This window comes from Halomonas sp. ANAO-440, assembly GCF_019915905.1.
Classification (GTDB): domain Bacteria; phylum Pseudomonadota; class Gammaproteobacteria; order Pseudomonadales; family Halomonadaceae; genus Halomonas; species Halomonas chromatireducens.
Genome location: NZ_JAHXBV010000018.1, coordinates 97,700 through 110,051, shown reverse-complemented (window position 1 = coordinate 110,051; position 12,352 = coordinate 97,700). Strand labels below are relative to the sequence as shown.

The window sequence follows — 12,352 nt, the reverse complement described above, 5'->3', positions numbered from 1 at the left end:
AACAGCGCCAGTCAGGCGCTGCGCGCCATGCCTGGCGCACAAGAAAAAAGCAGGAGGCACGCGGTGCCTCCTGCTTGTCGGTTCCTCCAACTTCTTCAGCGGCGATCGATATCCGCCGTCTCCCGCAGATGAGACTGGAGCCCCTGGATAGCCGCCTGTGCACGCAGCTGCTCCGCCATCCGGGCCACGAAGTTCTCCACCTCGGTATCCACTTCGCCCTGCTCGACGCTGTCCAGGGCGATGAGCACCACCCGATCCTCGTCCGAGGCCTGGCCATAGACGGTCTCCTCCCCCTCGGGGTGAGGAAGACGGAATGCCGCCTGCAGCACGGAGCGCGGGACGTTATCCTGCTGACGCGCGGCGCGCTCGACGCGGCGCCATTCGATATCCAGCGCCTCGCCTTCCCGCAGCAGCTCCACCTGGGCGCGCGCCACCTCGAGCAGCGCCTCACGCTGCTTGCGTCGCTCCACGGTCGCCGTCACGCGATCGCGGACCTCATCGAGGGGAAGCACGGTGGCATCGCGGTGCTCGGCGACCCGCAACACCAGTCTGCGGTCCTCGTCCAGCTCGATGACATCGCTGTTGAAACCCTCCACCAGGACATCTTCACTGAAGGCCTCCTGCATCACGCCGGGCTCGGAGAGCACACCCTCACCAGCGTCACGGGCGACCCAGTCGCTTTGCTGCAGGTCCAGCTCCAGCTGTTCGGCCACGCTGGCAAGATCGTCTGCAGCAAAGCTTTCGTCGATCAGGGTCTGAACCCGGTGGTTGAATGTATCGCTAACCTGGGCCAGAGCCAGCTCGCGTTCGAGCTCTTCACGCATCTCTTCCAGCGGAGCCTGGTCCAGGCCTGTCACCTTCAATAGATGCAGGCCGCTATCGGTTTCGACGATATCGGACACCTGACCGGGCCCGAGAGCAAAGGCAGCTTCATCGAATGCATCGCCGAAGAAGCCACGGCTGATGGTGCCCAGGTCTCCCCCCTGCTCGGCCGTGGTGGGGTCATCCGAATAGCGGAGGGCCAGTTCGGCAAAATCCTCACCGTCGGCAAGCTCGGCACGAATGCCCTCCAGCCGCGAAGCGGCCTCCTCACGGTCGCGCTCCCCATTGAAGGCAACCATGATATGAGAGACGCGCCGATCGACGTCCTGACCGCGAGCCTCCCAGGCACGGCGAATCTCCTCTTCATCAACTTCCACGGCCTCCGCCATCTCCTGGCGATCAAGCACCAGATACTCGAGCCGAACCTGTTCAGGGCGGCGATAACGATCGGCATTCTCTTCGTAGTAGGCAACAAGATCCTGCTCGGTGACTTCCACAGGCTCGGCCAGGTCGCCGGCACTCAGCGTATGGTAGCGAAAGGTGCGAGTTTGACGCTGCAGTGCCGCCAGGGCCTGCCGCTCACTTTCCAGGGAGAAGTCACTCGTGATGAGGCCTTGCTGAACCTGCTGCCGCTTGAGGTCCACCCGCAGCGCGGCGCGAAACGACGACGGCGTGAAACCGGCGCTGGCCAGGCGGTTGCGGAACAGGTCGGCATCGAAGCGACCATTCTGGTTCTGGAATTCCGGCAGCGTGACGATAACCTGATCGAGCTGCTCGTCGGAGAGGTGAAGGCCGCCATCTTCGGCGAAAGCCGTCAGCAGTCGCTCGCCGATCAGCTCATCGAGGACCTGCCCGCGCAACGCCCTCTCCTGCTCGGGGGGCACCTGGCCCGAACGAATGGCCCGCTGAACCTCCGTCTCCAGTTCCTGACGGGTAATCGACTGACCATTGACCTTGGCTACTTCGTCGCCGCTTCCGCCTATTAGCCCAACCAGGGACTCGACCCCGAACAGGGCCATGGTCACGACCACGGCTCCGATGATGATCTTCGCACCCCAACTTCTGGAGCGGTCACGTATACTTTGCAGCATGGAGGCCTCGGCTGATGATTGTTGGCTGGCTGACGGGCCGTATTATACGGTGACAGGGGCATTCCCACCATGGCCCCGTCCGGCACAAAGGGTCAGCCCATAAAGAAGGCGCATCGCGATGGCGATGCGCCTGTTTTGCTGCCGATGATGGCCTGCCTGAGCCGACGATCTGCGGCGCAAATTATCCGTAGACTCAGTTGACGGAGTCCTTGAGCGCCTTGCCGGCCTTGAAGGTCGGCACCTTGGCTGCGCTGATCTGGATCGGCTCGCCAGTCTGCGGGTTGCGCCCGGTACGCGCGGCGCGCTCCTTGACGGAGAAAGTACCAAAGCCCACCAAAGAAACGGTCTCGCCGCTCTTGAGGCTATCGGTAACGGTGTCGACCATGGCATCCAATGCACGGGTTGCGGCGGCCTTGGGAATATCGGCAGACGCGGCGATGGCTTCGATCAGCTCGGATTTGTTCACACTTCACCCCTTGACTGTTTCAGAAAATGGCTCTAATCGGCGCACCTTTCGCCTGGCAACACGATCACAGCATGGCAGCAGTTTATAGCAATGCAGTAAAAGACGTGTCAAGCAACTTGCGGCGCCAAACCGCGTCACACCGGGGTTTTTCCCCCGGAATGACGAAAAAAAAACGTTAATGCGTGCTGATCATTGAGGTTGATGATGCAGAATCATCTGCTCGGGAATCATCGCCTTTAGGGTCAGGCCTTTCAGCCAGAGCCGCCTCCAGCACCTCATCGATCCAGCGAACGGGCCGGATATCCAAAGCATCCTTGATGTTATCCGGCACCTCTTTGAGATCCCGTCGGTTCTCTTCCGGAATGAGCACGGTCTTTATACCACCGCGCCGCGCAGCCAGCAATTTCTCCTTCAAGCCGCCGATTGGCATCACCTCACCCCGCAGATTGACCTCCCCCGTCATGGCAAGGTCACAGCGGACAGGGCGCACCGTATAGGCGGACACCATCGCCGTCACCATGGCAATGCCTGCACTGGGGCCGTCCTTGGGCGTCGCTCCCTCGGGAACGTGAATATGAAGGTCTTCCTTCTCGAAGCGCTCAGGATCGATACCAAGCGCCTCGGCCCGGGCACGCACCACGGTATGAGCGGCACTCACCGACTCCTTCATGACATCACCCAGCGAACCTGTCTTGTTGATGCGGCCCTTGCCAGGAGTCACCACCGACTCGATATTCAGCAGCTCTCCACCGACCGACGTCCAGGCCAGCCCTGTCACACGCCCCACCTGGTCCTGCTTGTCGGCCAGGCCATAGCTGTACCGGCGTACACCAGCATACTGCTCGATATCCCCGGCACCCAGCGTCACCGGCGCCTGGGCGCCCTGTCCCTGCTGCTCCAGACGCTCACGCAGCACCTTACGGCAAACCTTGGCAATCTGTCTTTCCAGCTCGCGTACGCCGGCCTCGCGGGAGTAGTAGCGAATCAGCTCGAGCAACGCATCGTCGCCAATACTGAGCTCATCATCCTTGAAACCGTTGGCCTTGAGCTGCTTGGCAACGAGGTACCGACGTGCGATGGCGAGCTTCTCGTCCTCGGTGTAGCCGGGAAGACGAATGATCTCCATGCGGTCCAGCAGCGGTCCGGGGATATTCATGGAGTTGGCGGTACAGATGAACATCACGTCGGACAGGTCGTAATCCAGCTCGAGGTAGTGATCGTTGAACTTGTCGTTCTGCTCCGGATCGAGCACCTCGAGCAGGGCGGAAGCCGGGTCGCCCCGGTGATCCATGCCGATCTTGTCGACTTCGTCGAGCAGGAACAGCGGGTTCCTGACCCCGGCCTTGCTCATGCGCTGGACCATCTTGCCCGGCAGCGAGCCGATGTAGGTGCGTCGGTGGCCACGGATCTCGGACTCGTCGCGCACCCCGCCCAGCGCCAGCCGCACGTACTTGCGGTTGGTGGCACGGGCGATCGACTGGCCCAGCGAGGTCTTGCCTACCCCGGGCGGGCCAACCAGGCACAGCACCGGCCCCTTGAGCTTCTTGACCCGCTTTTGAACGGCAAGGTACTCGAGGATGCGCTCCTTTACCTCGTCCAGGCCATAGTGGTCCTCGTCGAGCACCTTGTGGGCATGGACCAGGTCATGCTTGACCCGGGTGCGCTTCTTCCAGGGCACGGCGACCAGCCAATCGAGGTAGGAGCGCACCACCGTGGCCTCCGCCGAGTTGGGCGACATCATCTTGAGCTTGCCCAGCTCCTGCAGCGCCTTTTCGCGGGCGTCCTTGGGCATGCCCGACTCTTCGATGGCCGCTTCGTACTTCTCGGCTTCATTGGGCACGTTCTCGAGCTCGCCCATCTCCTTCTGGATGGCCTTCATCTGCTCGTTGAGATAGTACTCACGCTGGGATTTCTCCATCTGGTCCTTGACCCGGGAGCGAATCCGCTTCTCGACCTGCAACAGGTCGATTTCCGATTCAATCAGCGCCATCAGGTGCTCGATGCGGTCACGGACCCGGTCCATTTCCAGCAGCTGCTGCTTGTCACCGATCTTCAGCGACAGGTGGGCGCAGATGGTATCGACGAGGCGACTTGGATCCTCGATCCCGGAGAGGGAGTTGAGTACCTCGTTGGGCACCTTCTTGGAGAGCTTGACGTATTGCTCGAACTGATTGAGCAGCACCCGGACCAGCGCTTCCTGCTCTCGCTCAGACAACGGCTCGCTGTCACGCAGGACCGCGTCGGCCAGGCTGTAGCCCTGATCCGTATGATGTACCTCCCGGAGGTCGGCACGGGAAGTCCCTTCGATCAGCACCTTGACGGTGCCGTCGGGCAGCTTGAGCAACTGCATGATCTCGGCGACCGTGCCGATATCGAAGAGATCCTCGGTGCCAGGGTCGTCCTGGCCGGCCTCACGCTGGGCCACAAGCAGAACACGCTTGTCAGCCGCCATGGCCGCATCCAGCGCCTGGATGGATTTCTCCCTGCCAACGAACAGCGGAATGACCATCTGCGGATAGACAACAACATCGCGCAGTGGAAGGAGGGGCAGACTCAGGGTCTGATCAGCGTTCTGCTGCATCGCAGACGTTCCTCAAACGAATCGGGTGGATAAGGAAGGGTGTGGGGGCAAGAGGCCCCCATTGCAAGGGAGAGAGACGTGAACAGACAGGCAAAGGGGTCGCTCAGGCGACCCCTTCCACTGGCTTGAGCATCGCTCAGGATAGCTCGCCGCTTCCGTTAGCCGTCGGTGCCGTCGACTCGCTGCTCCTGCTGCGAATAGATCAGCAGCGGCTCGCTCTCGCCAGCAATGACCGAGGCGTCTATCACCACCTTGGTCACCCCCTCCATAGAAGGAATCTCATACATGGTGTCCAGCAGTACCGACTCGAGGATGGAGCGCAGTCCACGGGCGCCGGTCTTGCGGGTCATGGCCTTGATCGCCACGGCACGCAGGGCATCCTCCCGGAACTCAAGCTCCACGCCTTCCATGTCGAACAGTCGCGCATACTGCTTGACCAGAGAGTTCTTCGGCTCGGTAAGGATCTGGATCAACGCATCCTCACTGAGCTCGGTCAAGGTGGCAATGACCGGCAGGCGTCCGACAAACTCCGGGATAAGGCCGAACTTGACCAGATCCTCCGGCTCGACGTCGGCGAGCAGAGCGCCGACACCCTTGGCCTCGTCCTTGCTCTTCACCGTGGCATTGAAACCGATGCCGCCCTTTTCAGCGCGATCTCGGATCACCTTGTCCAGGCCGGCAAAGGCGCCGCCGACGATGAACAGAATATTGCCGGTATCGACCTGCAGGAACTCCTGCTGAGGATGCTTGCGGCCACCCTGGGGTGGCACGGAGGCCGTAGTCCCCTCGATCAGCTTGAGCAGGGCCTGCTGCACGCCCTCCCCCGAGACATCCCGAGTAATGGAGGGGTTGTCCGACTTGCGCGAGATCTTGTCGATCTCGTCGATGTAGACGATGCCGCGCTGGGCCTTCTCCACATCGTAGTCGCACTTCTGAAGCAGTTTCTGGATGATGTTCTCGACGTCCTCGCCGACGTAGCCCGCTTCGGTAAGCGTGGTGGCGTCGGCAATGGTGAACGGCACATTGAGCAGCCGCGCCATGGTTTCCGCGAGCAGGGTCTTGCCGCTACCGGTAGGACCGATAAGCAGGATGTTGGACTTGCCCAACTCCACGTCATCGCCCTTGACACCGGCGCGAAGCCGCTTGTAGTGGTTGTAGACGGCTACGGACAGCACCGTCTTGGCGCGATCCTGTCCGATGACGTAATCGTCCAGGGTGCGACGGATATCGCGGGGAACGGGCAGGCGCTCCTCATCGCTCTCGGCGTCGGCATCGAGAACTTCCTCACGAATGATGTCGTTACAGAGATCGACACACTCGTCGCAGATATACACGGACGGGCCTGCAATCAGCTTGCGCACTTCATTCTGGTTCTTGCCACAGAACGAGCAGTACAGCAGCTTGCCCCCCTCGTCCTTGCCTTTGCCGTCGGCCATTCGCGTACCTCTATCACTTCGGCGGCCTCAAGCCGCCGGTTTTCACGTGTTATGGGCGTGTATCGAATCACGCTATCAGGATGCGGGCCGCTTATCCAGCACAGCATCGATCAGACCATATTCCGCTGCCTGATTGCCATCCATGAAGTTGTCGCGATCCGTGTCCCGGGCAATCGTCTCGAAATCCTGGCCAGTGTGGTGCGCAAGGATCCGGTTGAGCTTGTCCCGGATGCCCAGTATCTCACGGGTATGGATCTCGATATCGGAAGCCTGCCCCTGGTAGCCACCCAACGGCTGGTGGATCATCACCCGTGAATTGCCCAGACAGTAGCGCTTGCCAGCCGCACCGGCAGCCAGCAGCAGAGCGCCCATGCTGGCCGCCTGACCGATACAGACCGTGGACACATCCGGCTTGATGAACTGCATGGTGTCGTAGATCGCCATGCCGGCGGTCACGGCCCCACCCGGAGAATTGATGTAGAGATGAATGTCCTTGTCCGGATTCTCGGACTCCAGGAAAAGCATCTGTGCCACCACCAGGTTGGCCATGTAATCTTCAACCGGCCCCACCAGGAAGATCACACGCTCCTTCAGCAGGCGAGAGTAGATGTCATAGGCCCGCTCTCCGCGTGCGCTCTGCTCCACCACCATCGGTACCAGGCCGCCGGCGTTTTGAATCTCGAACTCGTTGCTCATCAGTGTGATGTCCTTGCATCCGATGAATGGAAGCGTAATACCCCCTTCCGGCACCTGCCAGCCTCGGCGGTCCCGGAAGGGGCCGGCGAGGCTGTCAGCTCTTGGCTTCCTGCCCCGCGTCCGCGTCGGCCTCAGCCTCGCTGGCGGCTTCGTCATCTTGCTCGGCTTGCTGCTGGGCAGCGGCCAGGGCCTGCTGATAGCTCATTTCGACGTCCTTGACGGTCGCCTGCTCCAGCAGCTTGTCGACGGCCTTCTCTTCGAGAATGGCTGACTTGACCTGTGTCTTCAGCTGGTCGTTGCTCATGTAATAGTCGACGACCTGCTGCGGATCCTGGTACTGCTCGGCCAGTTCCTCGACCTTGGCGCGAATCTCGTCATCGGTGGCATCAAGCTCACTGGACTTGATCACTTCGGCCAGCAGCAAACCGACCTGAACGCGCCCCTTGGCCTGCTCGGCAAAGAGCTCGTTGGGCAGCTGGGAGACATCGAAATCCTCACCCAGGCCGAACTGCTGGGCCGCCTGACGCTTGAGCGCATCGGTCTCCTGCTGTACCAGCGCCTGGGGCACCGGCACGTCATTCGCCTTCTTGAGTGACTCGAGCACCTGCTGCTTGACGCGATTGTCGACAGCCTGCTTCGCTTCGCGGGCCATGTTCTTCTTGACCTCGGCACGAAACTTTTCGACATCGCCATCTTCCACGCCGAAGCGCTTGATGAATTCCTCGTCGATCTCCGGCAGGGCCTGGCCCTTGACCGCGTGGACCTTGACCTTGAAGGTAGCCTCCTGACCGGCCAGGTGCTCGGCCTGGTAGTCCTCAGGGAAGGTGACCGTGATCTCCTTCTCGTCACCGGCCTTGGCACCCTCCAGCTGCGCTTCGAAGCCGGGGATGAAGTTACCGGAACCCAGCACCAGGTCGTGGCCTTCGGCGCTACCGCCCTCAAAGGGCTCGTCACCCAGGAAGCCCTGGAAATCGATCTTGACCTGGTCGCCATCTGCGGCGGCGCGATCGACCTCTTCCCAGGAGGCGTTCTGCTTGCGCAGCGTCTCGATCATCTCCTCGAGATCGGCTTCCGTCACATCAACCACAGGACGCTCGACCTCGGTGCCATCGATGGAGGCCAGCTCTATCTCGGGATAGACCTCCAGATTGGCCACGAACTCCAGATCCTTTCCTGCCTCGTTCACCTTCGGCTCGATGCTGGGGAAACCGGCGGGATTGAGGTTCTCTTCTGAGATGGCCTTGACGTAGCGCTCGCGCATCACTTCGCCCACCACTTCATCGCGCACGTCACGACCGTAACGCTGACGCACCACCGACATGGGCACACGCCCCTTGCGGAAGCCGTTCAGGCGCACGTTCTTCGCAGTGTCCTTGAGGCGAGCCTCGACGGCTTCGTCGACCTCGGCCGCTGGCACCTGAAACGTGACACGGCGCTCGATCTGGGAAGGCGTTTCGACGGAAACTTGCATGAATAGTCCTCTACCGACTGGGGGCGTTCAGTTGAAAGCGTGGAAGGTCAAAAAGGGGATTCTAAGAATCCCGGCCTGCGCTGGCAAGCGCCATGCCCATAGGATTGGGGCAGCGGGCAAGATTACAAGGGGCCAAGGGCAATCGACACAGACGTTGTTCGGCTAAAACATGAATAATAGCATGCAGCCCGGAGACGACACCGACAAGCGCAAGACAACACCAGCGCGAGCGCAGGCAAAACGGAGATGGGGAGAAAACAGGAACAACAAGGAGAGCCGAAAGACCAGACCAACTTGCAATGGGGTGGATGATGGGGATCGAACCCACGACAGCCGGAACCACAATCCGGGGCTCTACCACTGAGCTACATCCACCACTGCAAGCACCACTTGAACATCAAGAGCATCGAGATGGGGTGGATGATGGGGATCGAACCCACGACAGCCGGAACCACAATCCGGGGCTCTACCACTGAGCTACATCCACCATAACGATGACTCGAACCACTGGCACCGCACCTCCGGCACCTCACCTACCCGGACAATCTTACCCAGGCAATCCTGCTCAGACAATCCTGTCCATACGATCAGGACCAGCCGCTGCCACAACATGCCGTATGGCACGCCCAGCAGGACTCGAACCTGCAACCTACGGCTTAGAAGGCCGTTGCTCTATCCGGTTGAGCTATGGGCGCATTCTACGTTCCATGGCGTCTGACCGCAACCCTGCTTGAGCATTTTCCTTCACGCAAACAAGAGGTTGTGGTCGGGGTGGAGGGATTCGAACCCCCGACATCCTGCTCCCAAAGCAGGCGCGCTACCAGACTGCGCTACACCCCGCCGGTCTTCGCACGGCCTCGATGCCGCCACAGGGCCTCATCGAGCGCTGCGTATTCTACGCGAGAATCCTCCGGGGTCAATAGCCACCTCACCGGCCAGGCCGTTTTTACGCTTTGCCTGGCGGCCCCGGCATGCGAAAATCACCTCCCTTCCTGCACCGGCCAGCCTTTTCCCGAGATATCGCTGACGCCGGCCAGCCCACCATCCAAGCACGAGGAAGAAACGATGACCGCCCAACTCATCGATGGCAAGGCCGTTGCCGCTCAGGTCCGCCAGCAGGTAGCTCGCCAGGTCGAGACACGCCATGCAGACGGCAAGCGGACCCCCGGCCTTGCCGTCGTACTGGTGGGCGACGACCCGGCTTCACGGGTATACGTCAACAACAAGCACCGCGACTGCGAGCGCGCCGGCATACTCTCCTTCCTGCACATCCTGCCGGCCGAGACTTCCCAGTCAGCGCTGGAGAGAATGGTGGATGACCTGAATGCCGACCCTCGGGTCGACGGTATTCTGGTCCAGCTGCCACTGCCCGACCATCTCGATGCTCGCCCCATACTCGAGCGAATCCTACCCCACAAGGATGTCGACGGTTTCCACCCCTACAACCTTGGCCGCCTCGCCCAGCGGCTGCCGATGCTCAGGCCCTGCACACCCAAGGGTGTCATGACGTTGCTGCAGGCCAGCGGCTTGAAAGTGCGCGGCCTCGATGCCACCGTCGTCGGCGCCTCCAACATCGTCGGTCGTCCGATGGCACTGGAGCTGATGCTGGCCGGCTGCACCACGACGGTATGCCACCGTTTCACCCGCAACCTCGAGGAGCACGTCAGGCGTGCCGAGCTGCTCGTGGTAGCGGTTGGCAAACCCGGCCTGGTCCATGGCGAGTGGGTGCGGGACGGCGCCATCGTCATCGACGTGGGCATAAACCGCGAAGAGGATGGCCGGCTGGTGGGCGACGTGGAATTCAACAGCGCCGCAGAACGTGCGGCCTGGATCACCCCGGTTCCCGGCGGGGTCGGCCCCATGACCATTGCTTCGCTGCTGGAGAACACGCTGCTCGCCGCCGAGATGCATGACGCCATGGAGAATGAGGCCCTGCCTGCCCAGGTCTAGAGGCCTGACAGCAGTGCGCAGCTCGGATAGAATATGCGACTTTCCTTTTCAAGCAGGTGTCGCACGGCTTCCTTGCCTAGCGGCTCCACCCCACTGATTCAGTAACACGGAGACATCTCCTTAGATGAAACGCATCGGCATCATCGGCGCCATGGCCCAGGAGGTCGACTACCTCGCCTCGCTGCTGGAGGGTCGCCGCACCCGCTCTCACGTGGGCTGCACCTTCCACCATGGCATGCTGCATGGTGTCGATGTGGTGATCCTGCAGTCCGGCATCGGCAAGGTGAATGCCGCCATCGGGACCACCCTGCTGCTGGATGTGTACAAACCGGAAGCGATAATCAATACAGGCTCTGCTGGCGGCTTCGGCGAAGGCCTGGAAATCGGCGATGTGGTGGTATCCAGCGAGGTACGGCATCACGATGTGGATGCGGTGGTGTTCGGCTACGAGCATGGCCAGGTGCCCCAGATGCCAGCGGCCTATCTGCCCGACGAGCGCCTGGTGAAGGTCGCACGGGAGTGCGTCGAAGCGCTGGGTGAGGTCCGTGTGGTGGAAGGTCTCATCGCCACCGGCGATGTGTTCATGGCCTGTCCCGAGCTGGTCCTGAAAACGCGCACGCGCTTTCCCACGATGCTGGCGGCAGAGATGGAGGCCGCGGCCATCGCCCAGACCTGTCATCTCTATGGGTGCCCCTTCGTGATCATCCGCTCCCTGTCGGATATCGCCGGAGGCGGCGACAACCACCTCTCCTTCGATGAGTTTCTGGAAAAGGCGGCCGCTCACTCCGCACGCATGGTCGAAACCATGGTGGCACGCCTGGCCGTCCCGTCCCCCAAGGCCGAGGGAACCGGCAAGCCCAAGGCTGCTGTCGGATAACCATGCCATCTTCCGGGTGGTTGCGAAGGCTATTGCTGGTAGTCACCGCCAGCCTCCCACTACTGGCAGGCGGCGGCTGTACCATCACGCCACTGACCAACCCTTCGCCGCTGACATCTGCCACTCAGGACGCCCCGGCACTACCGCCCTACACCTTCCAGCGATTGAATCGCCAGACCTATACCCCCGCCGACTGGCCAGAACCGCTCGGCGCGGATATCTACCTTCCCGACACGCCCGGCAGGACTCGCCGGCCGGCTGCCCTGGTCGTGCATGGCGGCGGCTGGCAGAACCGCACCCCGCAGGACATGAGAGGCATCGCCGAACGGCTGGCGAGGGAGGGTTTCGTGGTGGCCAATGTTCAGTATCGCTTTGCTCCGAAATATCCGTTTCCCGCCCAATTGCACGACCTGCAGCAAGCCATGGCTTGGCTGCACCGGAAAGCGGACGAGGAAGACTGGCACATCGATACCGACCGAATCGTCGGGGTCGGGTACTCTTCGGGAGCCCACCTCGTCAGCCTTCTGGCACTCAAAGGGGCCGAGGGAGCGCTCTCGCAACCCTACGGGGGCGACCATGCGCGACTCGCGGCAGTACTGGCTGGAGGAACGCCCAGCGACCTGTTCAAATTCGACGATGGCCGACTGGTGGTGGAATTTCTTGGCGGCAAGCGGGCGGAAGTGCCAGACCAATACGAGCTCGCGTCGCCCGCTCGCCACATCTCACCGGACGCCCCGCCGTTCTTTCTCTTCCATGGCACCTGGGACCGCCTGGTACCGGTTGATCATGCAACCGATTTCCACGCCCTCCTGCAGCAGGCCGGCATAAAGAGCGAGCTCTATCGTCAACCCCTGCGGGGCCATATCACAAGCTTCCTGACCAGTGGCCGCGCCATTGGCGCGGGCATCGATTTCCTGAAGCGCCAGGGCCTGACGCCAGCCGTACCGCCGGAGTAGCACGGA

At 61.7% G+C, this 12,352-nt stretch carries 9 protein-coding genes and 4 tRNA genes; 3 read left to right on the top strand and 10 right to left on the bottom strand.

What is annotated here, in order from left to right:
- Window positions 1-95 precede the first annotated feature (95 nt).
- The 10 genes from KZO25_RS13665 to KZO25_RS13620 form a co-directional block, all read right to left on the bottom strand.
- Window positions 96-1,913: a SurA N-terminal domain-containing protein gene (locus KZO25_RS13665; protein WP_223137380.1), complete on the bottom strand. Its 1,818-nt coding sequence runs from the start codon at window positions 1,911-1,913 to the stop codon at window positions 96-98.
- Window positions 1,914-2,106: 193 nt separating this feature from the next.
- A complete protein-coding gene (locus KZO25_RS13660; protein ID WP_066446829.1) occupies window positions 2,107-2,379 on the bottom strand; it encodes an HU family DNA-binding protein in 273 nt (90 codons plus the stop codon).
- 175 nt (window positions 2,380-2,554) lie between these two features.
- Complete coding sequence (gene lon, locus KZO25_RS13655; protein ID WP_223137379.1) at window positions 2,555-4,960, bottom strand: endopeptidase La; 2,406 nt, start codon at window positions 4,958-4,960, stop codon at window positions 2,555-2,557.
- Between the two features lie 158 nt (window positions 4,961-5,118).
- Window positions 5,119-6,396 (bottom strand): ATP-dependent Clp protease ATP-binding subunit ClpX, encoded by a 1,278-nt coding sequence (gene clpX / locus KZO25_RS13650; protein ID WP_066446826.1) that lies wholly within the window; start codon window positions 6,394-6,396, stop codon window positions 5,119-5,121.
- 75 nt (window positions 6,397-6,471) lie between these two features.
- Window positions 6,472-7,092 carry an ATP-dependent Clp endopeptidase proteolytic subunit ClpP gene (gene clpP, locus KZO25_RS13645; protein WP_066446812.1) on the bottom strand — a complete coding sequence of 207 codons (621 nt, stop codon included), beginning with the start codon at window positions 7,090-7,092 and terminating at the stop codon, window positions 6,472-6,474.
- A gap of 94 nt (window positions 7,093-7,186) precedes the next feature.
- Window positions 7,187-8,563, bottom strand: a complete 1,377-nt coding sequence (gene tig, locus KZO25_RS13640) for a trigger factor (RefSeq protein WP_066446119.1) — start codon at window positions 8,561-8,563, stop codon at window positions 7,187-7,189.
- Window positions 8,564-8,863: 300 nt separating this feature from the next.
- Window positions 8,864-8,938 (bottom strand) — tRNA-His (locus tag KZO25_RS13635).
- A 37-nt stretch (window positions 8,939-8,975) separates the two neighbouring features.
- A tRNA-His gene (locus tag KZO25_RS13630) sits at window positions 8,976-9,050 on the bottom strand.
- A gap of 131 nt (window positions 9,051-9,181) precedes the next feature.
- Window positions 9,182-9,258: transfer RNA gene (locus KZO25_RS13625), tRNA-Arg, on the bottom strand.
- A gap of 68 nt (window positions 9,259-9,326) precedes the next feature.
- Window positions 9,327-9,403: transfer RNA gene (locus KZO25_RS13620), tRNA-Pro, on the bottom strand.
- A gap of 225 nt (window positions 9,404-9,628) precedes the next feature.
- On the opposite strand from KZO25_RS13620, the gene folD reads away from it, so the two are divergent.
- From folD to KZO25_RS13605, 3 genes are all read left to right on the top strand, one after another.
- Entirely contained in the window at window positions 9,629-10,513 is an 885-nt protein-coding gene (gene folD, locus KZO25_RS13615) for a bifunctional methylenetetrahydrofolate dehydrogenase/methenyltetrahydrofolate cyclohydrolase FolD (protein ID WP_066446116.1), read from the top strand.
- A gap of 124 nt (window positions 10,514-10,637) precedes the next feature.
- Window positions 10,638-11,390, top strand: a complete 753-nt coding sequence (mtnN, locus tag KZO25_RS13610; RefSeq protein WP_223137378.1) for a 5'-methylthioadenosine/S-adenosylhomocysteine nucleosidase — start codon at window positions 10,638-10,640, stop codon at window positions 11,388-11,390.
- 2 nt (window positions 11,391-11,392) lie between these two features.
- The gene (locus tag KZO25_RS13605) at window positions 11,393-12,346 is read left to right on the top strand and encodes an alpha/beta hydrolase (protein WP_223137377.1); all 954 of its coding nucleotides are present in this window, start codon (window positions 11,393-11,395) and stop codon (window positions 12,344-12,346) included.
- Window positions 12,347-12,352: the final 6 nt, after the last annotated feature.

Bases quoted from the DNA above. Each gene is read 5' to 3' on its own strand.
- tig (WP_066446119.1), bottom strand. From the start codon at position 8,563: ATGCAAGTTTCCGTCGAAACGCCTTCCCAGATCGAGCGCCGTGTCACG.
- lon (WP_223137379.1), bottom strand. From the start codon at position 4,960: ATGCAGCAGAACGCTGATCAGACCCTGAGTCTGCCCCTCCTTCCACTG.
- folD (WP_066446116.1), top strand. From the start codon at position 9,629: ATGACCGCCCAACTCATCGATGGCAAGGCCGTTGCCGCTCAGGTCCGC.
- mtnN (WP_223137378.1), top strand. From the start codon at position 10,638: ATGAAACGCATCGGCATCATCGGCGCCATGGCCCAGGAGGTCGACTAC.
- KZO25_RS13665 (WP_223137380.1), bottom strand. From the start codon at position 1,913: ATGCTGCAAAGTATACGTGACCGCTCCAGAAGTTGGGGTGCGAAGATC.
- clpX (WP_066446826.1), bottom strand. From the start codon at position 6,396: ATGGCCGACGGCAAAGGCAAGGACGAGGGGGGCAAGCTGCTGTACTGC.
- clpP (WP_066446812.1), bottom strand. From the start codon at position 7,092: ATGAGCAACGAGTTCGAGATTCAAAACGCCGGCGGCCTGGTACCGATG.
- KZO25_RS13605 (WP_223137377.1), top strand. From the start codon at position 11,393: ATGCCATCTTCCGGGTGGTTGCGAAGGCTATTGCTGGTAGTCACCGCC.